Annotated in this window: 23 protein-coding genes, 1 tRNA gene and 1 pseudogene; 18 read left to right on the forward strand and 7 right to left on the reverse strand. The window is 34.0% G+C overall.

Translation table 11 applies throughout. The features are described 5' to 3' along the window. Positions 1-18 precede the first annotated feature (18 nt). Positions 19-1,359 (reverse strand): bifunctional UDP-N-acetylglucosamine diphosphorylase/glucosamine-1-phosphate N-acetyltransferase GlmU, encoded by a 1,341-nt coding sequence (gene glmU, locus Q5I06_RS06125; RefSeq protein ID WP_305517233.1) that lies wholly within the window; start codon positions 1,357-1,359, stop codon positions 19-21. Between the two features lie 88 nt (positions 1,360-1,447). Here glmU and fliP point away from each other — a divergent pair, with 88 nt between their 5' ends. After that, the gene (fliP, locus tag Q5I06_RS06130) at positions 1,448-2,203 is read left to right on the forward strand and encodes a flagellar type III secretion system pore protein FliP (protein WP_305517285.1); all 756 of its coding nucleotides are present in this window, start codon (positions 1,448-1,450) and stop codon (positions 2,201-2,203) included. A gap of 26 nt (positions 2,204-2,229) precedes the next feature. Here fliP and Q5I06_RS06135 read toward each other — a convergent pair. Further along, positions 2,230-2,306, reverse strand: a tRNA-Ile gene (locus Q5I06_RS06135). Further along, positions 2,268-3,429, reverse strand: a pseudogene (locus tag Q5I06_RS06140) (FtsW/RodA/SpoVE family cell cycle protein). Before Q5I06_RS06140 ends, Q5I06_RS06135 begins: the two are co-directional and overlap by 39 nt. Before the next feature lie 63 nt (positions 3,430-3,492). On the opposite strand from Q5I06_RS06140, the gene Q5I06_RS06145 reads away from it, so the two are divergent. The 10 genes from Q5I06_RS06145 (at position 3,493) to Q5I06_RS06190 (ending at position 12,701) form a co-directional block, all read left to right on the forward strand. Beyond that, positions 3,493-4,485, forward strand: coding sequence for an RluA family pseudouridine synthase (locus Q5I06_RS06145; protein WP_305517232.1), 993 nt, complete (start codon positions 3,493-3,495; stop codon positions 4,483-4,485). After that, a complete protein-coding gene (locus tag Q5I06_RS06150) occupies positions 4,427-5,680 on the forward strand; it encodes a fibronectin type III domain-containing protein (RefSeq protein WP_305517231.1) in 1,254 nt (417 codons plus the stop codon). The genes Q5I06_RS06145 and Q5I06_RS06150 overlap by 59 nt, the downstream gene beginning before the upstream one ends. 3 nt (positions 5,681-5,683) lie before the next feature. After that, entirely contained in the window at positions 5,684-6,844 is a 1,161-nt protein-coding gene (gene trmB / locus Q5I06_RS06155) for a tRNA (guanosine(46)-N7)-methyltransferase TrmB (RefSeq protein ID WP_305517230.1), read from the forward strand. Continuing rightward, positions 6,844-7,515, forward strand: coding sequence for a cell division ATP-binding protein FtsE (locus Q5I06_RS06160; protein ID WP_305517229.1), 672 nt, complete (start codon positions 6,844-6,846; stop codon positions 7,513-7,515). Before trmB ends, Q5I06_RS06160 begins: the two co-directional genes overlap by 1 nt. Then, complete coding sequence (locus Q5I06_RS06165; RefSeq protein WP_305517228.1) at positions 7,502-8,311, forward strand: cell division FtsX domain-containing protein; 810 nt, start codon at positions 7,502-7,504, stop codon at positions 8,309-8,311. Before Q5I06_RS06160 ends, Q5I06_RS06165 begins: the two co-directional genes overlap by 14 nt. Next, positions 8,311-9,576, forward strand: coding sequence for a murein hydrolase activator EnvC family protein (locus Q5I06_RS06170; protein WP_305517227.1), 1,266 nt, complete (start codon positions 8,311-8,313; stop codon positions 9,574-9,576). The genes Q5I06_RS06165 and Q5I06_RS06170 overlap by 1 nt, the downstream gene beginning before the upstream one ends. A gap of 71 nt (positions 9,577-9,647) precedes the next feature. Further along, on the forward strand, positions 9,648-10,037 hold the full coding sequence (locus tag Q5I06_RS06175; protein ID WP_370690931.1) for a FlaG family protein: 390 nt from the start codon (positions 9,648-9,650) through the stop codon (positions 10,035-10,037). A gap of 25 nt (positions 10,038-10,062) precedes the next feature. Next, the gene (fliD, locus tag Q5I06_RS06180; RefSeq protein ID WP_305517225.1) at positions 10,063-12,102 is read left to right on the forward strand and encodes a flagellar filament capping protein FliD; all 2,040 of its coding nucleotides are present in this window, start codon (positions 10,063-10,065) and stop codon (positions 12,100-12,102) included. Positions 12,103-12,112: 10 nt separating this feature from the next. Beyond that, positions 12,113-12,496 (forward strand): flagellar export chaperone FliS, encoded by a 384-nt coding sequence (fliS, locus tag Q5I06_RS06185; protein ID WP_305517224.1) that lies wholly within the window; start codon positions 12,113-12,115, stop codon positions 12,494-12,496. Next, positions 12,480-12,701: a hypothetical protein gene (locus Q5I06_RS06190; RefSeq protein WP_305517223.1), complete on the forward strand. Its 222-nt coding sequence runs from the start codon at positions 12,480-12,482 to the stop codon at positions 12,699-12,701. Before fliS ends, Q5I06_RS06190 begins: the two co-directional genes overlap by 17 nt. Before the next feature lie 3 nt (positions 12,702-12,704). Here the strand turns inward: Q5I06_RS06190 and Q5I06_RS06195 are convergent, their stop codons facing one another. From Q5I06_RS06195 to Q5I06_RS06205, 3 genes are read right to left on the reverse strand one after another with little or no spacing between them, the layout of a single operon-like run. After that, the gene (locus Q5I06_RS06195) at positions 12,705-13,373 is read right to left on the reverse strand and encodes a YggS family pyridoxal phosphate-dependent enzyme (protein ID WP_305517284.1); all 669 of its coding nucleotides are present in this window, start codon (positions 13,371-13,373) and stop codon (positions 12,705-12,707) included. An 18-nt stretch (positions 13,374-13,391) separates the two neighbouring features. Then, positions 13,392-15,230, reverse strand: a complete 1,839-nt coding sequence (locus tag Q5I06_RS06200; RefSeq protein ID WP_305517222.1) for a menaquinone biosynthesis decarboxylase — start codon at positions 15,228-15,230, stop codon at positions 13,392-13,394. A 57-nt stretch (positions 15,231-15,287) separates the two neighbouring features. Continuing rightward, positions 15,288-15,779 (reverse strand): hypothetical protein, encoded by a 492-nt coding sequence (locus tag Q5I06_RS06205; RefSeq protein ID WP_305517221.1) that lies wholly within the window; start codon positions 15,777-15,779, stop codon positions 15,288-15,290. A gap of 158 nt (positions 15,780-15,937) precedes the next feature. Between Q5I06_RS06205 and Q5I06_RS06210 the strand changes: the two genes are divergently transcribed. The 7 genes from Q5I06_RS06210 to gatC all read left to right on the forward strand — a co-directional run bounded on the left by Q5I06_RS06210 (position 15,938) and on the right by gatC (position 23,032). Continuing rightward, positions 15,938-18,025, forward strand: a complete 2,088-nt coding sequence (locus Q5I06_RS06210) for an RNA degradosome polyphosphate kinase (protein ID WP_305517220.1) — start codon at positions 15,938-15,940, stop codon at positions 18,023-18,025. Continuing rightward, the gene (locus Q5I06_RS06215; protein ID WP_305517219.1) at positions 18,025-18,558 is read left to right on the forward strand and encodes a gamma carbonic anhydrase family protein; all 534 of its coding nucleotides are present in this window, start codon (positions 18,025-18,027) and stop codon (positions 18,556-18,558) included. Before Q5I06_RS06210 ends, Q5I06_RS06215 begins: the two co-directional genes overlap by 1 nt. Positions 18,559-18,642: 84 nt before the next feature. Beyond that, positions 18,643-19,701: a quinone-dependent dihydroorotate dehydrogenase gene (locus tag Q5I06_RS06220; protein ID WP_305517218.1), complete on the forward strand. Its 1,059-nt coding sequence runs from the start codon at positions 18,643-18,645 to the stop codon at positions 19,699-19,701. Between the two features lie 38 nt (positions 19,702-19,739). Next, positions 19,740-21,014 carry a M16 family metallopeptidase gene (locus Q5I06_RS06225; RefSeq protein WP_305517283.1) on the forward strand — a complete coding sequence of 425 codons (1,275 nt, stop codon included), beginning with the start codon at positions 19,740-19,742 and terminating at the stop codon, positions 21,012-21,014. A gap of 3 nt (positions 21,015-21,017) precedes the next feature. After that, positions 21,018-21,908: a 4-hydroxy-tetrahydrodipicolinate synthase gene (gene dapA / locus Q5I06_RS06230; protein WP_370690937.1), complete on the forward strand. Its 891-nt coding sequence runs from the start codon at positions 21,018-21,020 to the stop codon at positions 21,906-21,908. Between the two features lie 26 nt (positions 21,909-21,934). Then, positions 21,935-22,705, forward strand: a complete 771-nt coding sequence (locus Q5I06_RS06235; protein ID WP_370690936.1) for an enoyl-ACP reductase — start codon at positions 21,935-21,937, stop codon at positions 22,703-22,705. A 39-nt stretch (positions 22,706-22,744) separates the two neighbouring features. Further along, positions 22,745-23,032: an Asp-tRNA(Asn)/Glu-tRNA(Gln) amidotransferase subunit GatC gene (gene gatC / locus Q5I06_RS06240; protein WP_305517215.1), complete on the forward strand. Its 288-nt coding sequence runs from the start codon at positions 22,745-22,747 to the stop codon at positions 23,030-23,032. Positions 23,033-23,427: 395 nt separating this feature from the next. Here the strand turns inward: gatC and Q5I06_RS06245 are convergent. Beyond that, on the reverse strand, positions 23,428-23,637 hold a 210-nt coding region (locus Q5I06_RS06245; protein ID WP_305517214.1), incomplete at its 5' end, for a hypothetical protein.

Here is a 23,637-nt window from a genome sequence, read left to right on the forward strand (position 1 = left end):
TTTATTTTTATTTAATAGTTAATCATTGCTTTGAGAACTCTCTTTAGAATATCCAAAAAAACGATAGAATCCTCCAGCTTTGTTTTCTTGCTTGACTCTTGAAGTGATTAAATCTCCTTCTTTAGCATCCTTTGTCATCGTTGTACCACTTCCAATCAATACATTTGAAGCGATATTTATAGGTGCAATAAGTTGTGTATCACTTCCAACAAAGACATTTTTACCAATGATTGTTTTGTGTTTTTTCTTACCATCGTAATTGCAAGTAATCACTCCTGCCCCAATATTGCTACCTTCATCAATACTGCAATCACCTAAATAGCTCAAATGACCCGCTTTTACTCCATTAAGAATTGAGGCTTTGAGTTCTACAAAGTTTCCAATATGTGTGTTGGAGATTTGACATCCAGGACGAATATGTGCCATAGGACCTATATCGGAATCTTTGATACAGCTATTTTCTATTACTGTATGGGCTTTGATATGAGAGTTGATGATTTTAGATTTGCCTTTTATACATACTCCATTTTCAATCTCACATTCACCTTCAAAAACCACTTCAGATTCCAAATAAATAGTTTCAGGAAGGTGCATAATCACACCTTGATCCATTGCTTTATTTCTTAGATCCTGCAACATTATAGATTCTGCATAAGCAAGTTGCGATTTGGAATTCACCCCCATAAAATCTTTTTCATTTACAAATACAGGCATGACTTCTTTGTTGTCTTTTGCACAAAGACCAATAATATCAGTTAGGTAATATTCTTTTTGATTATTGTGATTATTTAGTTTGGGAAGATAGGTTTCTAGGATATGTCTTTCAAAAACATATACCCCAGCATTTACGATACAAATAGACTTTGTGGCTTCTTGAGCATCTTTTTCTTCGACTATAGATGTAACCTTTTTGTCTTCGATAATCACCCGTCCATATCCAGTAGGATTTTCAAGGGTAAGCACACTCATGCTGACAGCAGAAGCAGGAGAGATAAGCTTTAAAAGTTCCTTTTCTTTCACTAGTGGCATATCTCCATTTAGAACTAATACTTTATCGTATTTTGTGGATATGGGGTTTTGATCTGCGCCATTCATGAGTGCCCCTCCTGTTCCTGGATATGAAAGGTGATTTTGGATATGAAAGGTGATTTTGGAGTCCCCAAAAGATTTTTGGATAGCTTCTTTTATTTTTTCGTGCTGATGGAATAGGACAATATGAATATCATCACTTATTTTGAGCGCTTCATCAATGGAATAAAAAAGCATTTCTTTTCCACAAATTTTATGGAGGACTTTTGGTAGAGATGATTTCATTCTCGTTCCAGCACCTGCTGCAAGGATTGCCACAGAAATAGACATTTATTTTCCTTAAAAATTTAATAGACTAGATAAATTTATAAGATTTTAACACAATTGTGTTTATACTAAGGAGATTATTTTAGTGAAAATGGAGGAGTTCTTGAGATTTTTTTTAGCAATCATAGCAGTGACCTTTATAGGAGTTAGCGTAGCTTATGGAGCCAATACTACTATTCCTACGGTCAATCTCTCTCTTTCTGCCCCATCTTCACCTAAACAACTTGTGAGCACTCTAAATATTGTAGTAATCCTGACTTTTTTAGTCTTAGCACCTTCTTTGGTGCTTGTGATGACAAGTTTTACACGTCTTATCATTGTTTTTTCTTTTTTGCGTACAGCCTTAGGGACGCAACAATCTCCTCCTACGCAAATTTTAGTTTCTTTGGCATTGGTGCTGACCTTTTTTATTATGGAACCAGTGGCAAAAGAGGGCTATAACAGTGGGATAAAACCTTATATGGATAATAAGATTTCTTATGAAGTTGCATTTGATAGAGCGGTTGAACCATTCAAGCAATTTATGCTCAAAAATACTCGCGAAAAAGACTTGGCATTATTTTTTAGGATTCGTAACTTGCCTAATCCGCAAACTGTTCAAGATGTGCCACTGACTGTTTTGGTCCCTGCGTTTATGATAAGTGAATTAAAAACAGCATTTCAAATAGGTTTTTTGCTTTATTTACCATTTTTGGTCATTGATATGGTTGTGAGTTCTATTTTGATGGCAATGGGTATGATGATGTTGCCTCCAGTGATGATATCACTTCCTTTTAAAATACTTATTTTTGTGTTAGTGGATGGATTTAATTTATTAATTGGAAATTTAGTAGCAAGTTTCAAGTAAAAGATAAGCTAGAGAAAGTTTTATTGTGGTGGACCCTGCAGGATTCGAACCTGCGACCGATCGGTTATGAGCCGAGCGCTCTGACCAACTGAGCTAAGGGTCCCTTATTTGTTGATATTTTTAAAAATACCTCTAAGGGGGTTGGAATTATACTCAAAATTAAATCTAAACGCAAGAAGGTTTTCTAGGATTGCAAAAAGCACCATAAAAGTAATAAAACTACTTCCACCATAGCTAAACATTGGTAGAGGGATACCTACAACAGGAGCTAGACCTATTGTCATTCCAATATTTACACTCATATACACGAAGATCAAAATACAAACTGCACTCGCCACAACCCGCAATTGATAATCTCTAGAATCTATAAAACAAAATGATAGAATATGCAAAATAAGTCCCACATAAAGCCCTAAAAGTAGAATTGCTCCAACAAAACCAAATCTTTCGACATAATAAGCAAAAATAAAATCACTTGTTGAGATGGGCAAGAATTTTAATTGGGTTTGTGTGGAGTTTTCTTTTGATTTTCCAAAAAGACCCCCCGAACCAATCGTTATCACTGATTGCCTAACATGGTAACTAGGTTTTTCAGAAATAAAATCGTGTATTCTTTTTCGTTGATAATCATGCATAGAACCGTATATAAGAGGAGAAGCGATCAAAATGCCCAATAAAATGCTTAGCCAAACTTTATAATTCACTCCTATGAGGAACAAAATCCCAAAACCCATCAATAAAACAACCATTGCAGTCCCTAAATCAGGCTGTTTAAGGATTAGGACAAATGGCAGAAGAATATAAAAACTGATTTTAAAAAACTCCTTGAAAAAATAGCCATTCTTAGGAGGTGGGTTGTGATAGACAAAGTTTGATATCATAAGAATGATGGCTACTTTCACAGGTTCGCTAGGTTGTAAAGAAATGCCTAATCCAGGTATGGTAATCCATCTTTGTGCCCCAAGTTTTGTAGTGCCATAAATATCAACAATAAGAAGCAAGAGAATACAAATCCAATAAAAAATACTGATACTTTTACCCAGCTTTCTAAATGGGATAAAAAAGATAATCCAAAAAAGTAAAAAGCCCACTCCAATATAAATGCTTTGTTTGATATTCATTGCTTCATTAGCTTCATTTATAAGAAAAAAAGACATAGCGATAATAGGGGTTACAATAACAGGTAGTAAAAAATCAAAATGTGTTAAAATTCGCCTATCAATCATAAGAAATTCACTTTTTGGGGTAATGTTTTGGTGATTTTAACAAAATTAGAGTGGATATAGCAAATGAAAGCATTATTTGAAGTTGAATATCCGATTAAAAGAGTGGACACTTTTTTGTCTCAAAGGCTAGATATTCCAAAAAACCAAATCACTCATTTGATAAAAAATTCATTGGTATTTATTAATGATAAGCCTTGTAAAAAAGGCGGAGAAAACTTAGTTTTAGGAGATAAAGTAGCGATTTTTGACCCGATTTTGGACTTATCAGAACAAAAACGCTCATATATAGACATTGATATTTCGATTATTTACGAAGATTCTGAAGTGCTAGTTTTGAATAAGCCTCCTTTTGTGGTCGTGCATAATGCTCCTAGCGTAAAAGAGCCAACATTGGTGGATTGGCTCAAATCTAAAGGTTTTTCTCTATCTACATTAAGTGGAGAGCAACGATTTGGGATTGTGCATCGATTAGATAAAGAAACAAGTGGAGCAATAGTAATTGCTAAAACAAATAATGCCCATACCAAGCTTTCTGATCAGTTACAGAGCAGGGAAATGGGAAGATATTATCTTGCTATCATCGATGGAAGATTAGGTGAGAGAAAAACGATTGAATGTCAAATAGGAAGAAATCCAAACAATCGTCTTAAAATGATAAGTTTAGATAGAATCAGACAAAAAAATATTCCCTCACGTCACTCTAAAAGTGATTTTGTTCCCTTATTAGGTGGTAAAAATGGAGATATGGAGCTTATTGGAGCAAAGCTTTATACAGGTAGAACCCATCAGATAAGGGTACATTTAGAGAGTATTTCTAGGCATATTATTGGAGATAAACTTTATGGCTATAGAGGCAATGATAATATAAGAGTAATGCTTCATGCTTATTTAATGTATTTTATTCATCCTAGCACAGGTAAAAAAATGTTTTTTAAAGCTCCTGTTTTTGATGATATGTTAGAATTTTTGAATCAGAATTTTGATAAGGCAGGTTTGGATGAAGTTATCGCAGAAGATTTCATTTTACATCGTTTTAACACTTGTAGTCCTCATTAGTGGGTGTGCTTCTATGTCTAATAATGCACTCTCGCTTTTTGGTAGAAATGACAAAATAGATCAGGGGTTGCCAATAGTGAAGAATGTAAGGACTATTAATGATGTTAAGAGTATTGGATTTGAATGGGATAAAATTGATGATATATCTTTGATAAGCGGTTTTGTTCTTTATCAAGTTGTAAAAGATGGAGGTATGAAGAGGATTGCAGTTATCAAAAATCCATTAGCAACACACTATTATGATGATGGCTTGATACCTCAAACTAAATATGCTTTTCAGATTTCTACTTTAGGCAAAAATGGATCTGTATCTCCTAGATCACCTTTGATAAATGTGAAGACATCTTTTATTGATCCTGTTGAAAGTGTGTTTGCTAGTGAGGATTATCCAAGAGAGATTAAGATTATTTGGAGTCCTCATCCTAACCCAAGCATTTCAAAATATATCATTCAAAGACAGAATGAAAAAGGCATTTTTTTAAATATCGGTGTTGTTAAAAATCGTCTTTATGTAGAATATTTTGATAAGGGCTTAGAAGATGGAAGGGAATATAAATATAGGGTGGTAGCAGAAAGTTTTGAAGGTGCGAAGTCTATTCCTAGTGCCATAGCAGTGGGAAAAACAAAAGCTAAGCCAATGCCTATCACAGGACTTAAAGCAAGTGAAAATCTCCCAAGAGAAATCAAGCTAGTTTGGACTAAATCTCCTCAAAAAGATGTGAATAAATATCAGGTTTATGCTTCAAATTCACCCAAAGACAATTTTAAGTTGATCGCAGAAACAAAAAATACATTTTATATTGATAAGATTGATGCAGATGGGGTGGAAAAATTTTATAAAATTGTTCCTGTTGATGATGTGGGAATACAAGGAGATCTTCCATTGGGGGGAGTGAAAGGTTCTACCTTGAGTCCTCCTCCAGTTCCTGTGATCACAAAAGGAACAATCGAAAATTTTAGAGCAGTTATACAGTGGCAAAGAATAAATGATTCAAGAGTAAAAGAATATGCAGTTTATCGATACGAGGGTGGATTCTCTTCCAAACCTTTACGGTTTTCTGGGATTTTGAAAAATGAGTTTGTTGATAAAGAAATGAAAAATGGGAAAAAATACCGCTATGAGGTTGTGAGTGTGGATAAAAATGGAATAGAATCTAAACCTAGCAAAGAAGTTGAACTTCTTATAAATAGATAAGCTATGCCCCATTTTTTAGCTCAATATGAAGAACTTGGAAAATTGCCATTTACTGATGAAGTGTATAAGGTGCTTTATGAAGCTGTGAGTATCAGAAATCCTAACGAAAGTTTGATATGTATGGATTATGAAGAGGACGAATTTTTTATCAGAAAAATAAAAAAACCTCAAGCTATTTTATTTAAAGCTGAAAAAATTAGCAAACCTAGTCCTATAGGAATTCTCAAAGGGGCTCTTCGAGTTTTGGCAAAAAAATCTACTCTAATCTCTCATAATCTGAACAATGATTCTATTAAACAAACTCTAAAAAGCAATTTTTTTCTCAAACCTCAAGAGGTATTTAGGCTTGATTTTTCCAAACTCTGTATTGAAATTGGCTTTGGTTCAGGTAGGCATCTGCTCAAATTGGCACAAGAAAATCCTCATCAAACTTATATTGGAATGGAGATTCACACACCATCTATCCAGCAGGTTTTAAGACAGATTGATTTGTTGGGGCTTAAAAATCTTTATATTGTGTGTATGGATGCTAGAGTATTGTTGGAGATATTGCCTTCTAATAGTTGTGAGATTATCTATGTTCATTTTCCTGTTCCTTGGAATAAAAAACCTCATCGCAGAGTGATAAGTCATAAGTTTTTAGCACAAGTAGATCGAGTGCTAAAAAAAGATGGATTTCTTGAACTCAGAACCGATGATGAACAATATTTTAGAGATAGTTTGGAAATTGCTATGAAAGCGAATAATACCAGAGCAGAGATTGGAAAAAATCTCTCTAGTGAGGTCATCAGTAAATATGAAGCAAGATGGCAGAGAGCACAAAAAGATATTTTTGATCTGAGAATTTTTTCCTTAAAACAAAGTGAAGATAAAAAAATAGAGTATGATTTTAGTTTTAGTTCTTTTAGTTTCAATGCTTTGGAAAAAATCCATCAAGTCGGTAAAATAATCAAGACAGATTTTTTCCTTCATATTTGCGAAGTTTTTAGAACAGATGATGGAAAATTTATCTTGATTTTGAGCTTTGGGGATTTTAGTTGGCCTGTAAATAAGATAGTCATTTTTGAGAAAAAAAGGGCGTATTATTTTGGAGGTCATCCATTAAGTACTGAGGCAAACATAAACTCACATCTTGAATTACTAAATTTATTAATGGAGAAATGATGAGCGGTATTATTCGAGCAAAGAATTTGTATTTGGGTTACAAAAGAGGAGAGCCTATCATTAAAAATGCAAATTTTGAGATTAAGCATAAGGATTTTGTATTTATTTCAGGAGCCAGTGGAAGCGGAAAGAGTACGCTTTTGAAGTCTTTATACGGAAATTTACCTGTATTTGAAGGTAGCTTGGAAGTTTGCTCTATTAGTATCGAAAAAGCTAGAAAATCCCTTATAAATGAATTAAGACGTAATATAGGCATCGTTTTTCAAGATTACAAGCTGATTGAAGAATGGAGCGTGGAAAAAAATATTCGCTTACCTATGATGATTAATGGCTATAAAAAAGAAGTTTGTGATTCTCAAGTAGAGAAACTTCTCTCCCATGTGGATTTGTTATACAAAGCCAATCGTCAGCCACTTGAACTCAGCGGAGGAGAACAGCAACGCGTTGCTATGGCTAGGGCTATCGCACACCGTCCATTGTTGATTTTAGCAGATGAACCCACAGGAAATCTTGATGATTATTCAAGTGATATGATTTGGAGTTTGCTAAAAAGTGCAAACGAGCAACTTGATGTTACTGTTGTAGTCGTAACCCATAGAATTCCAGATCATCTGAATATTTTTTACAGAAAACTCAATATTGCAAATGGAGAAGTATATGAATATGCTTAAGCGACATCTTTCTTTAATTGTGCCTTTGTTGGCATTGCTTTTCAGTCTCCAAAGCATTGTTTTGGTTAATCGTGCTATTTCCATCAAAGAGGATAAGCTTTCACAAAGTTATTCAATCCTTTTGGCTACAACTCAGAAAATCGGTTTTGATTTCATAGCTAAAAATATCAAAGAGGCAAAATCCTTATCGCTTATCAATCCTGATTTTTTGCTTGATAGACTTAAGCAAAATATGAGCGATACTAATCTTTTGAGTATTAAAAAAGATCTTCCATTTTTTTATTCTCTTAAACTTTCTACCTTTCCTGATCAAAATCGTCTTGAGGAAATTAATCGCACTCTCTTAAAGATACCAGGTATCACAAAGGTAGAATCCTTTAGTAAAACACACAATCAAGTCTATAGGCTTTTGTTTTTAATTAAAATGAATGTTTGGGTTTTTGGTGCATTGCTCACATTTCTTTCCATATTGCTTATGATTAGACAGATTCAAATTTGGCGTTTTGAGCATAGCGAGAGAATGGAAATCATGAGTTTTTTGGGAGCTCCTTTTTGGATTCGCAACGGAATACTTTTTCAACTCGCGATTATTGATTCTATAATCACAAGTATTTTTATTACATTAGGGGCGATTTATCTTTCCTATCAAAATACTTTCAAAGAAATAGCCAATGCCCTTGAAATTCAAGGGGATATTTTTAATTTTGGCGGGGATTTTTTGATGTTATTACTTGTTGCCATAGGGGTTTCATTTTTCTCAGTATTGGTCGTGATTTTATCCCAAAGGAGGGTTTAGTGAACCTCCGCATAGTTTTTTTGACCTTGTTTGTGAGTATTTTTTTATTTGGTGCGGGAATAGATGATATTGATAAAAATATTGATGCGAATAAATCCAAACTACAGAAGAAAGATAAAGAAAAAATTCAAATCAGTAATATTTTAAATACGCTTGGAAATACCATTAATCAGAAACACAATCAAATCAAACAACTCAATACTCAAATCCAAAATGTTCAAAAGAATATCAATAAAAATCAATCTGAAAATTCCACCCAAGAGAAAGCTTTGAATTCTTATAAAAAATCTCTTCAGGAGTTTGAAAAGAAAAAAAAATCTATTGAAGATAGTATTTCTAATATTCTTATAAAAGACATGGCTTTTATTATGGTTTTAAATCATCAAAGCCCTATTTCTCCAGATGACATCATACTTCAAGAAATATTTAAGAGTTTAAATAAGGATTCTAAACAAAAGATTGAAGAGCTTACAAAACAACAAGAATCAATTAATTTGCAAATATCTCAAATTACAAGCAATATGAATAAAATCAGTGTTTTTATCAACAATCAAAAAGATAAAAAACAAAAACTCCAGTCAATGATTTTGGAACAAAAAAAATTGATGGCAAATTTAAAATCCGAACTTGATAGTTATGATAAAAAACTTAGAGATATTGATAATGAAAGAAAAAGTCTTGATAACATACTCTCTAATCTTAATATTCTCAAACAAACCAAAGAGAAAGAATTGTTAGCAAAAAAAGCAAAAGAAGAAGCTCAAAAACAACAAGCCAAAGCAAAATCAAATCCTGTCGATTCTAATCAACTCATAGCTCCAATTGATGTAAAACAAGTTGCAAATTCTTACCAGAGCATCTCTACAACTAAATACAAAGGACCAAAGACTATTTCTCCTATTTCTAGCTATAAGGTAGAACAGAAATTTGGTCCTTATTTTGATCCTGTGTATAAGCTAAAGGTTTTTAATGAGTCTGTAACTTTGTTATCAAATGTAAAAAATGCACTAGTGCGTAATATTTTTGATGGAAAGGTTGTCTATGCTAAAGAAGTCCCTATTTTAAAAAAGGTTGTTATTATTGAACATGCAAATCAAATGCATACAATTTATTCACAATTAGATAAAATAGCACCCACAATCAAACCAGGATTGAGGATAAAAAAAGGATATGTTATTGGAAGGGTTGATTCTAGACTAGGCTTTGAAGTCACCCAAAAAGACAAACATATTGATCCAATGGAGATAATTTTACCGAGCAAATAAAAAAGTGTAAAAGAATTTTTTTTATTGCCGATATTAAAAGTATAACCTATTTTATGATTTAGGAGGAAATGATGATAGACAATATACAAGGAAGTTCGGCTTCATCATTGCAAAATAAACTTGTCACTCTTGTTAGTAATGCAGGTAGACCATTTGAAAATCGCAGAACACAATCTAATGCGACCCTTCAAGATGCAGATCTACAAGCTTATCGAGATGATAAACATCAAGACGAACTTAAAAAGGAATTGATGTCATTGAGCAGTGAATTAAATAAAGAAATGAAGAGAATCAATACAGATATAAACTTTAACTATAATGATGACATAAGAGGTTTGGTTGTTACTGTAACAGAGGGCAGAGGCGATAGAGTAATACGTGAAATCCCTTCAAAAGAGGCGATCGAATTAATGAAAAAAATGCACGATATTGTCGGATTGATTTTTGATAAAAAAGGCTAGTGTATATTAATCCAAGGAGTAAGTTTTGGCAATGGGCAAACTTAGCTCTCTAGGAATAGGGAGCAATGTTTTAAATTATGATGTGATCGATAAGCTAAAAAAAGCTGATGAAAAAACAATGATTGCTCCAATTGATAAAAAAATGGAGACTAATGTTGAAAAGCAAAAAGAGCTTGTTGAAATAAAGTCGCTTATTAGTAATCTTAAAACACCTGCAAAAAATCTTTCAGATTCTGCTCCATATATGGCTAGAACGAGCAATGTTACAGGCGATGCTATAAAAGCAAGTGTGAGTGCAGGTGTGCCTATCCAAGATATTAAAATTGATGTAGAAAGCCTGGCACAAGGCGATATTAATGAGGTGGGTACGAAATTTTCTTCCAGAGATGATGCTTTTAGTGATCGTGATGTGAAGTTGAAATTTTTCACCAATGGAAAAAATTACACCATTGATATAAAAGCAGGTATGAGTGTGGGCGATGTGGCACAAGCAATCACAGATACCACCAAAGGTGAAGTCAATGGTATCATAATGAAAACAGGTGGGGCCAAGCCTTATCAGTTGATGATAAACTCCAAAAATACAGGAGAAGCTAACAAAATATATTTTGGTTCTATTCTCTCTTCAGAACCAATCTCTGATAAACCTATTGATCTAGCTGAAGGGGATTTTGTTCTTACACTTAAAGATAAAAATGGCAATGATCAAACCATCAATGTGATTTCTGACCTTAAAGATAGCATGACTTCCCAAGACAAGGCACAAGCCCTAAAACAATCTATAAAAGATGCCATCAGTAAAAATTCTGACACAAAGGATTTGTTAGATTCCGATATTAATGTAGGGCTTTCAGATGATGGAAAATCTCTAGTGCTAAATGATAGAAGAGGATATGAAATTAAGTTATCGGGCAAGAAGCTCTCTGAATTGGGATTCAATCAAACTAATTCTAATGAAGATGATTTGCTTGTATCAAATATTACTGTTAAACCTGGTCATTTAGAGGGAATTATGAGTATTGGCAGTGTTCCTCTTAATCTTGCTAAATTAACCAAAAAGGGCAATACAAGCGAACAGAATGCTAAGATAATCGCTGAAGCCATAGAAAATATAGCTGGAATGCATGCCAAAACCGATGGGAATGGCAAACTTATTTTAAATTCTGAAATTGGAGAGATTAACATCAGTGCCAAAGATGATAAAGGTGTTCAAGCTATCAAAGATTTAGGTTTAAAGCAAGGTATTATTCAGGGTTACTCCAAATTAGAACAAGATCTTTTTAAATTCAAAAATCTTCAAAGTGCTTCAGATGCAAAGTTTTCTTATAATGGAGTGAGTGTAACAAGGCCAACTAATGATATAAATGATGTTATCAGTGGTGTTTCCTTGACACTTCAAGGCACTACAGAGCCGGGCAAACCTGCTATTATTTCTATTGGTAGAGATAATCAAGCCATCATCGATAATGTTAAAGAATTTGTCAAAGCTTATAATGAACTCATTCCTAAATTAGATGAGGTTACTCGTTATGATGCAGAAACAAAAATAGCAGGTATTTTTAATGGAGTGAGTGATATTCGCACTATTCGTTCTAGTATCAATAATGTATTTTCTCAAACAATGGGTTCTGGGGCAGATATGCAGAGTTTGATGAAATATGGCCTTAGTCTTGATGATAAGAGTAAAATGAGTTTAGATGAAGCACAGCTTTCAAGTGCTATTAATTCTGATCCTCAAAAAGTCCAGGATTTCTTTTATGGTACAGATAAAAAAAGCTATGAAGGCAAAGAAATTCATGAAGATGGAGTTTTTGTAAATTTAAATAAAGTTTTAGCTGGTTTGGTCGATGGTAGTACTGCGAAACTTAAGGTATATGAGGAATCATTGGACAGAGATGCTAAAAATTTGCAAAAGGATAAGACTAATGCTATGGATATTTTAAAAACTAGGTATGACATCATGTCAGAGAGATTTGCTGCTTATGATAGTCAAATTGCAAAAGCCAATAATGCTTTCAACTCCGTTCAAATGATGATAGATCAATCTGTTGCAAAGAAAAAATAAGGAATATCTAATGAGAAGTGCGAACGCATATAGTCTTTATCAACAAAATTCGGTTTCAGTTGAATCTCCTGCAAAGCTTATCGAAATGCTTTATGAAGGTATTTTGAAGTTTGCTTCAGCTGCTAAAAGGCATATAGAATCTCAAGATATTGAGAAAAAAATCTACTACATCAATCGCGTTACAGATATTTTCACCGAACTTTTAAATATTCTTGATTACGAAAAAGGTGGGGAAGTTGCGACTTATCTAACAGGTTTATACACTCATCAAATAAAACTACTTACTCAAGCTAATGTTGAAAATAACTGTGAAAAAATAGATACTGTTATCAATGTGGCCAAAGGTTTGCTTGAGGCATGGAAAGAGATTCATCAGAATGAATTGGTTAGATAGTCTTAAAATCGCTCTTTTAGAACAAAATACTCAAAGAGCCTATGAACTTGTTGTGAATATCCCTAAAGACTCTTTTAAGGATATGGAAGAGCTTTTAGTTGCACAAGAGTTGATCTCTCAAACTATCGAGATGCTAGAAGGAGATCAAGAAAATCTCAAAAAACAAATGCTTCAAGTTAAAATGGCAAAGAAATTTTTAGAATAGTTATTATTTTTCAAAGAGCAATGATCCAATCCTGAGCATATTTGCCCCATAACCAATGGCTATTTCAAAATCTCCACTCATACCCATTGATAGTGTTTTTGCCCCTTCAGATTGCAGAGAATCAAATATATCTTTAGTGATTTTAAAAGAAGATTCTATTTTTTGAAGTTCTTTTGAATTTGCCCCAATGCTCATGATGCCTTCTAGTTTGATATTTGGACAGGTTTGTAAAATTTCTAAATAAATCTCTCTTGCTTCTTGGGGCAAGACACCACTTTTTGTTTCCTCATAAGAGCTATTAACTTGCAGTAATGCTTTTATTGAAGTTTGTATTTTTTCACATCTTTTTTGGATAGCCTTAGCAAGTTTTATGCTATCCAAAGAGTGCAATAAAGAGGGCTTTAGTACAAGGAGTGCATTGATTTTATTCTCTTGTAATGTTCCTATCATATGCCATTGTATGGGAAGATCTATTAGGGCGTCAGATTTGGTTTTCAAATCTTGAATTTTATTTTCTCCAAAAGCCCTTTGACCGCACCCATACATGGCTTGAATATCGCTTATTTCAGAGTATTTAGATACGGCGATAAGTTTGATAATCTGATGTCTTGAATACGAGATACGAGCTTTTTCAATCCTAGAGATTATTTTGTCAAGATTATTTCTTAAAATATTCACTCTAGTTTCTCCTTATGTTTTAGGTGATGTATAGATATGAAATCTCTTCATGAATCCTTCAGTGAGACCTTCTATTAGACCTTTTTGGCGAAGTTTCTGTATGACTTCAACGGAGCAGTCAGTTTCTAATGGCCATTCTCTATTGTATCCATCAATGTTATTTTTGTCAGTAGCATCTATAAAAATTGTATTATTGAAAATAGTAATATCTCTTTTGGCATCAATATTGTTACTAATTCTCCAGATAAGCATATAGGCATTTTCGAGATCATTTTTACTTTCATCTACAAAAATTACAATCGCGAGTGATTTTTGTAGATCGTTGAGATTTTTGCTGAGTTTGATAATGCTTGTATTTCCCTTTTGAACCCCGATAATACAGATAGGATTTTTGGTTTGTGTGAAGTATTGCTTTAGGATTTTTGCTTCAGGTAGTAATGGTTTAATAAGTGTTAGCAACTCCTCATCGCTATAGAGAACAAAATCTCTTTCCAAGCTTTGTTGTGTCGCATCTATACCAAGTTTTCCACCCAATCCATATTCAGGAGAAGAATGATCGAGTGCATCGCAAATCCCATCGCTAATAAGAATATTTTGTGTAGAAAAATGATTGAGAATGTATTCTGTGGTAGCTTTAGCGTTGGTAAAACTAGGTGCATTTATATCAACAAAAATAGCGTGTTTGACAAAACTCATTTGTCCTGTTCCCCAAAAACTATGCATAATTTGTTTGGCATGTCCGGGATATTGAGGATCTATTTTTGCCAAGATTAAATTATGAAATACACCATTTTCTGGCATATAGTAATCAATCAAGCCATGAGAAGTGGTTTGAATCAATGGCAAAAAAACTCTTTCGGTTAAATATCCCATATATTTATCTTCTAATGGGGGCTTACCTACAACCGTGGCTAGATATACTGGAGATTTTTTATGAGTGATAGCACTCACTTCTAGCATTGGATAAGCTTCAACAGGAGTATAAAATCCAGTATGATCTCCAAAAGGACCCTCCAACCTATACAAACTTGTATCCACCCAACCTTCTATCACAATATCAGAGTCATAAGGTATATAGATCGGATTTGTTATAGATTTGATGACTTTGGGGTTTTTAGATTTGATAAAACCATAAAGCATGAGTTCAAATATTCCATAAGGCAAAGGAGCTTGACCGCACCAAGTATAGAGAGGATCGCCACCTATAGCTATACTTACGGGCATTTTCACACCAGCTTTTTTGTATTCATGGAAGAAATGATGAGAGTCTTTATGTATCTGCCAATGCAATCCTAAGTGATTTTTATCATAAATTTGTAAGCGATACATCCCTAGATTTTTTTTCTTTCCATCTAGACTTTGGGTATATACTTGTCCCATAGTGATGAAAGGTCCCCCATCTTTTTCCCAAGTGGTCAAAATTGGCAAATCAAAAAGATCAACTTTGTTACCTTTATACACAATTTCTTGAGCAGGGGCAGGAGATTTTATTTGTTTGATGAGAGTATAACGTAATGAGAAAAAATCTTTTATTTGTGAAAATATCGCCTTATAGCCCTTAGGTGGAGTGAAATGCAGGAATTTTTCTAAATGCGTGGGTATGTTTTGTATGGGCTGACCCACTATGATTTCCAAACGCTTGTAAGATCCAAAAACATTCATCAATACTGGAATATCAAATTTTTTATTATTTTTTTTATCAATAGGAGCTGTGAATAACAATGCCTTTCCGCCATTGGGCTTTTTAACTTCCAAATATGCTAAATGGGGGATTTCTAAGTAAATATCTAACGGAGTGTCTATGACTTTTAACTCATCATGTTCTCGGAGTATTTTGATGAAATCTTGCATCAATTCCCTTTATATGTATGGTTTTGTATAAGGGAATTGTAGCAAAACTATAAGGATTTAGAATTGAAAACCGATACTAGCACCAATTCTATTCATATTTACACGATCTCCATTGATATTTTTAGGTCTTTGATAAGTCCCATCTATACCCAAAGTAACTCGAATGATTGGTATTTTGAATTTAATACCATAGTTGAAAGAAGCCGTATCATCATAAGCACCAAAAAAAGTTGAATAACTAGCACCTACATAGGGAGTAAGAGGAATAATAGGTATTTCAAATCCAACAAGTCCGCCGATTTGCATATTTTTATACGCAGTGCTGAGATTATTTTCTTTTGTGATGACATCGTATTTGAAAGCAGGGGCTATAACGATTCTAGATACTCCTAGCCATACTCTAGCATAGCCACCATAAGAGAATGTTCCTTTTCCACTATCTTGAAGGGCTAGATTTGCACCAAATTCAGGAGAAATTTGATAGTTTCCGATCCCTATACCAAACAAGCTAGTAAAGCCAAAAAACGATGCTAAGATTATTTTTTTCATTATCTTGTCCTTTTTGTCTGAAATTTAAAATCTAGAAGTATATCGGAATTTTTGAAAAATCTTTTTCTTTGGTTTGAAGTTTGGAATTGATTTTATATCTTTTCACAAAGCTTTTATAAGATACAATGATATATAGCTTTAAATAAAGGATAAAATAGATGGATTTTACTGATCCTAAGATGTTTTTCAATCGAGAGCTTTCTTGGTTACGATTCAATACAAGGGTTTTAAATGAGGCTTATAATCCAAATCTACCCTTATTGGATAGACTGAAGTTTTTAGCGATTTATGGAACAAATCTTGATGAATTTTATATGATTCGTGTTGCAGGATTGAAACGTTTATATGCTAGTGGTATTGCAGAGATTGGGGCTGACAAATTAACACCTTCTGAGCAGCTTCAATATATTAGGGATTATCTCCATCAAGAACAAAGTGCCTTAGAAAAGTTGTTTTTAGAAATCAAAAAAGAACTCTGCAAGGCTGGACTTGATATTAAAAACTTTAGCGAATTACATGAGAGTCAAAAATCTTCTATAAAAGGTTATTTTCATAGTTATCTCTATCCTGTAATAGTACCTATAGTTGTGGATTCTACGCATCCTTTTCCACATTTAAATAATCTTAGTTTTGGGATTGCCATCAAACTCAAAAGCGAAGAAAATGGCGACATAAAATATGGAATGATTCGTATTCCTAGGGTACTTACTCGCTTTATAGAAATTGAAAAAGGTCTATTTGTGCCTGTTGAAACTATTGTTGGAGAGTTTGCTGGAGATTTATTTGAAGGTTATGAACTCATAAGTTATGTTCCTTTTAGAGTGACTAGAAATGCTGATATTGAAATACAAGAAGATGAAGCTGATGATTTTATTGAATTGATGAATGAGGGTATAAAAGCAAGAAAAAAAGGGGAAATTGTTAGGCTTGAAGTTGGAATAGGGGATGAAAATCTTATTGATTTTGTAAAAAAACAAATCATTGTCTTTAAAGATGATGTTTATGAAAATAATATCCCATTAAATTTGAGTGCCTTTTGGGAATTAGTAGGTTCTAAGGATTTTGCTCATTTAAGTACGCCACCATTTAATCCGAAGATTTTACCGCCTTTAGACTCTAGTGCCAATATTTTTGATACGCTTGATAAACAGGATGTGATTTTATTTCAACCTTTTGAAAGTTTTGATTCTGTGGTGCATTTTATTCAAAGTGCTGCAAAAGACCCTGATGTGCTTTCTATTCGTATGACACTTTATCGAGTGGGAAAAAATTCCCCGATTATCAAAGCCCTAACAGAAGCAGCAGAAAATAAACAAGTTACCGTTCTTGTAGAGCTTAAAGCTCGTTTTGATGAGGAAAATAATCTACACTGGGCTAGAGCACTTGAATCTGCTGGAGCTCATGTGATATATGGTGTTCCGGGTTTGAAAGTTCATGCAAAGGTGGCTTTGGTTATCAAAAAAATAGGAGATAAACTCAAAGAATATGTGCATTTAAGCACAGGAAATTACAACAGTGCCTCTGCTAAAATCTATACAGATGTGAGCTTTTTTACTTCAAATAAACAAATCGCCAATGATACTATCAAACTATTTCATTCTCTCTCTACTGGCACTTCGCATAAAACCCAACTAGATGTTTTGTGTGTTGCCCCTATGCAGATAAAGCCTAAAATTCTCTCTATGATTGAAGATGAAATCAAAAAAGCTCAAGAAGGCAGGATTATTTTAAAAGCAAATGCACTCGTTGATTCAGATGTGATAAAAAGTCTTTATAAGGCCTCTAATGCAGGAGTAAAAATCGATCTGATTATTCGCGGAGTATGTTGTTTGGTTCCGGGAGTGAAGGGTTTTAGCGAGAATATTAGAGTTTTTTCCATCATAGGAAAATATCTTGAACACGCTAGAATTTATTATTTCAAACATTCTGCCTCTCAAGTGTATTTTTCAAGTGCAGATTTGATGCCTAGAAATCTTGAAAGACGCGTGGAGCTTTTGATTCCAGCTACTTCTGAAGCTATTATCAAGCGACTAGATGAAATTCTTAATATTCAGTTAAAAGACAATGTCCAAATGCACGAACTCAAATCAGATGGCTTGTATTATAAAATCCCTACTACCCAAAAATCCATTAGTTCGCAAGTCATCTATGAAGAATATGTTAATGAGATATACAATATAACCAAAACTGAGCAAGAAAGCTCCAAAACTAAAAAGCTTTTAGATAAGATGATGAAGGATTCCTGATGTCAAAAAATATAATAAATTTCAAAAATTTCATTCCAAAAATAGATCCGAGTGCGATCATTTTTGATGGTGTGCATATTATTGGAGATGTTTATATAGAGGAAAAGTGCAGTATTTGGTTTGGAAGCGTTCTTAGGGGTGATGTGAATGCTATCAAGATTGGCAAGAGGAGCAATATCCAAGACAATACCGTTATACATACCGAACATAGTGTTTCAAATTCGCCTGATTTTGGTTCTGTGCAGATAGGTTCAGATGTAACCATTGGGCATAATTGCATCATACATGCTTGTAAAATAGAAAATCTATGTCTTGTGGGGATGGGAAGTATCATAATGGATGGAGCTTGTATAGGTGAGCTTAGCATCATAGGAGCAGGAAGTCTCATCACTAAAGGCAAAATATTTCCTCCTAAAAGCTTGATAATGGGAAATCCAGCAAAATTCATACGAACTTTAAACGAAGATGAAATTAAAAATATTGCGTTTTCAGCTAGTCGTTATGTCGATTTGGCAAATGCCTATTTGAAATAAAGTCTCAAATTTTGATTAAATTATTCTACCTTAAATGTTTTTTGAGTACAATAAAAGGATTTTTGAGAAATAAAAAGGTTATGAATGTCTGCATATAAATCAATACGCAATGTTTTATTCAAGATTGAACCAGAAAATATACATAATGCACTAGAAAGTGTTCTTCAGGCTCTCGGCTCTGTAAATATAATTCAAGATATCCTAGCAAAGAATTTCTGCTATAGCAATGAAATATTAAAAAATGAAATTTGTGGGCTTGATTTTTACAACCCTATCGGACTTGCAGCAGGTTTTGATAAAAATGCCACAATGATAAAAGCATTGAGTTGTTTTGGATTTGGTTTTTTGGAGATCGGCACAGTGACAAAGACCTCTCAAAAAGGCAATCCCAAGCCCAGATTATTTCGTTTCAAAGAAGAACAGAGTATTCAAAATGCGATGGGTTTCAACAATGATGGTTCCCAAAAAGTATCTTCAAGGATTTCTAAAATCTATCCTTATGCTTTGCCCATAGGAATCAATCTGGGAAAAAATAAAAATATCTCCGAAGAAAATGCACTTAAAAACTACGAAGATGTTTTGAAAGATTTCTTAGATATGGGCGATTATTATGTGTTCAACCTTTCTTCGCCAAATACGCCAAATCTGCGAGATCTACAAAATGTTAATTTTGTACAAGAGCTTTTTTTGATGGCAAAATCGCACACAAACAAACCTGTTTTTCTAAAGATTTCTCCAGATATGGAAATAGATGAAATGCTTAAAGTTTGTGAAATGGCTATCCAAAAAGGTGCTGATGGAATTATCGCTACTAATACAACGATTGATTATTCTACCCTTAGTGCCCCCAAATCTATCGGTGGAATCAGTGGGAATGCCTTGAGAATAAAGAGCAGAGCTATTTTTGAAGAACTCTCAAGAGCATTTTTTGAAAAAACCACCTTGATTTCAGTAGGTGGAATCGATGATGCACAAGAAGCCTATAGGAGGATTAAGATGGGAGCTTCTTTGGTGCAGATATATACCGGTTTTGTTTTTAAAGGTCCTTCTTTGTGCAAGAACATCAATTCCCAAATTCAAGAATATCTTATTGAAGATGGATTTTTAAGCATAAAAGATGCAATAGGAGTAGATTTGAAGTGAAAAATATATTTTTTATTCTAACGATTTTAGGAGTTATTATGGGCAATGTAAGTGCTAAAGTTCAATCATTTCTTCCAAAATATGAGCAAATACAGCTAGAAAATGGACTGCAAGTTGTCGTTGTCCCTATGAGAAATGGCAGTGGAGTGATAGAAACAGATGTTTTTTATAAAGTGGGCTCTAGAAATGAAACAATGGGAAAAAGTGGAATCGCTCACATGCTTGAGCATATGAATTTCAAATCTAGCAAAAACCTAAAATCAGGTGAATTTGACGAGATTGTAAAAAAATTTGGCGGACTTACCAATGCCTCTACAGGTTTTGATTATACGCGTTATTTTATCAAATCTAGCACTGAGAATTTGGACAAATCTCTAGGGCTTTTTGCTGAATTGATGGGGAATCTATCTTTGAAAGAAGATGAATTCCTTCCTGAAAGAAATGTTGTCGCTGAAGAGAGAAGATGGAGAACAGATAACTCCCCGATGGGATATTTGTATTTTAGATTTTTTAACACAGCTTTTGTTTATCATCCTTATCATTGGACACCCATTGGTTTTATGGAAGATATTCAAAATTGGGACATAGAAGATATTCGCAAATTCCATTCTATTTATTATCAGCCAAATAATGCAATTGTATTGGTTGCAGGGGATGTGGATCCAAAAGTTGTTTTTGATAGTGCAAAAAAACATTTTTCAAACATCAAAAATAAAGTCGCTAAAATTCCAGAAGTATATATGCAAGAACCCAAACAAGACGGTTCACGCGAAGGTATTGTTCATAAAGATACAGAGGTGCAGTGGATCGCACTTGGATATAAAATCCCAAATTTTCAGAGCAAAGATCAAGTCGCCCTCTCTGCTATCGCCGATCTTTTTAGTGGCGGAAAGAGTGCGTTATTACAGAGCGAACTCGTAGATAAAAAACATCTTGTTTCTCAAGCTTATGCCTACAATATGGATTTGAAAGATAAGGGAATATTTTTATTTATTGCAGGAGCGAATAAGGGTGTGGATATTCAAGATGTAAAAAAAGAAATCCTAAGCTTGATAGATCGTATCAAGAAAGGCAAAATCACTCAAGAAGAGCTAGATAAGATCAAAATCAATACAAAAGCAAGTTTTATCTATAGCTTGGAAGATTCTTCAAGCGTTGCAGAGCTTTTTGGAAGCTATTTGGCTAGAGGGGATATTCAGCCATTGTTAGAGTATGAAGAGAAGTTTGATGCACTTAAGATTGAAGATATTGTAGAGGTCGCAAAAAAATATTTCGTTCCTTCAAGTCAAACAACCCTTATTTTGAAAAAATAGGAGATAAAGATGTTATTTTGCGGCGCTATGAGTGCTTTGATCACACCGTTTAAAAACTCAAAGATTGATGAAGAAGTCTATGAGAAGCTCATCAAAAGGCAAATCAAATACGGAATGGATGCATGTGTTCCAGTAGGCACAACAGGGGAATCTGCGACCTTAACCCACAAGGAGCATATGAGATGTATTGAAATTGCAGTCAATGTATGCAAGGGTAGTGGGGTGAAGGTTTTAGCAGGAGCTGGAAGTAACTCCACAGCAGAAGCTATAGAAATCGCTCAATTTGCCCAAAAAAGTGGAGCAGATGGAATATTATGTGTGAGTCCTTATTACAATAAGCCTACTCAAGAAGGGATTTATCAGCATTATAAATCTGTCGCACAGTCAGTAGAACTACCATTAATGCTTTATGATGTGCCAGGCAGAACAGGGGTGAGTATCGAGGTTGATACAGCCATAAGGTTGTTCAAAGATGTGAAAAATATTTTTGCCATAAAAGAAGCTTCAGGTTCTATGGAAAGGGTGATAGAACTAGATCAAAATGCTCCAGAAATGGGAATTTTTGGGGGTGAAGATGCTATTAATTATCCCATCTTAGCCAACGGGGGAAGAGGAGTCATTTCTGTTACTGGGAATTTGTTGCCTAATAAAATTTCAGAACTCACAAAATATGCTTTAAATCAAGATATGATTCATTCTAAAAGAATTAATAATGAACTTTATGATATAAATATGGTTTTGTTTTGCGAGAGTAATCCTATTCCTATAAAAGCTGCGATGTATTTAGCCGGATTGATTTCTAACTTGGAATACCGCCTTCCTTTAGTAGCCCCCAATAAAGAACATATGGATTTGATCGAAAAAACTTTACAAAATTATGAGGTGTTAAAATGACAAGCTTAGAAAATACAACAGACTATATGAAGGGAAAAACTCTTGTTATCAGTGGAGCTACTAGAGGTATTGGTAAAGCTATTCTCTATAAATTCGCACAAAATGGCGTTAATATTGCCTTTACCTATAACAAAAACGAGGAAGAAGCAGCAAAAATCGCAAAAGATGTTCAGGAAAAATATTCTATCCAGGCAAAATACTATCCACTCAATGTTCTTGAACCAGAACAATATGTTGAATTGTTTAAAAAAATAGATGCAGATTTTAAACGTGTGGATTTTTTTATTTCTAATGCCATCATCTATGGAAAATCAGTAGCAGGAGGATTTGCACCTTTTATGAGGCTCAAACCTAGAGGACTGAATAACATCTACACAGCTACTGTTCTTGCCTTTGTCGTTGGAGCACAAGAAGCAGCAAAGCGAATGAAAGAAAATGGTGGAGGAGCTATCGTATCTCTAAGTTCTACGGGAAATCTTGTTTATATGCCAAACTATGCAGGACATGGGAATTCAAAAAATGCAGTCGAAACGATGGTGAAATACGCTGCAACAGAGTTAGGAACACATGGTATTAGAGTAAATGCCGTTAGCGGTGGTCCTATTGATACAGATGCTCTGAGAGCTTTTCCAGACTATGCAGAAATCAAACAAGCTGTCGAGACTCAATCCCCTCTTAATCGTATGGGAACTCCCGAAGATTTGGCAGGAGCAGCATTTTTCTTGTGCGATCACACACAAAGTGCTTGGCTCACAGGTCAGACTATAGTGATTGATGGCGGCACTACATTTAAATAAGTCCTTATAACGGATAAGAAATCATTAACAAGGCAAAAAATGGCAACACTTGATGATAAATTACTTCAAAAGCTCGAAAAACTTGGAATGATACATATTGATGAGAGCAAAAAAGAAGAGATAAAGAAGAATTTGAGCGATATTTTGGGTTTTGTGGATAATATCTCCACTTTAGATTTAGAAGATGTGGAGCTTGAGAGAAAAAATCTCAAAACTCCCTTAAGGGAAGATATAAAACAAAATGATTCTACCATCTCTGAAAATGTTCTCAAAAATGCCCCTGATTCCAAAGAAGGATATTTTATCGTTCCTAAAATCATCGAATGATTTTTTACTACCTCCCTTTTTTGATAAGCAAAGCTTTGTCAATAGGTAAGTTTTAAGAATTCCATAGCTGTAAATAACGTTTCTTTTTTCACTAAAACAAAAAGGGATTTATCCCTCCCCCTCCCTTAACCCCGAAAATAAAAGTTTTCTTCCTTTTATTTTTGCCAAAACAAGGGAGGGGAATTTGCCTTGTGGAAATGATGGTATGCGTATTTTCATTTCCCCCGAAGACTTTTTGTCCGCCTCTTAGTCCTACAGAAAAAAGAAGAGTTTTTGTAAAAGCAAAAACCCTCACTATTGCCTATCGCTATCCTCTATGCCCGTTCCTATACTTGCTACGCTTTTTATAAAGCGATCGGTGTGCGAAGCTAAAAAGGATAAGCAGTTATCCTTTTTTAACGCTTTTCCTCCTTGTTTAAAAAAGAAAAGGCGAAGACTTTCTCTTTTTTGATTAAGTTTTGACCCGCCCACCCATTATGGGGGGATAAAATTTTTTCTTTTGGCATAAACAAAAAACGCTTTATGCTCACAAACCTAATAAAATCCTCAAATAGTAAATGAAGGTAAATGAAAAAAATACACATCTGGCCTAATTTTTGTAAAAA

Origin of the sequence: Helicobacter cappadocius (assembly GCF_030688855.1) — a bacterium.
GTDB classification, from domain to species: domain Bacteria; phylum Campylobacterota; class Campylobacteria; order Campylobacterales; family Helicobacteraceae; genus Helicobacter_J; species Helicobacter_J cappadocius.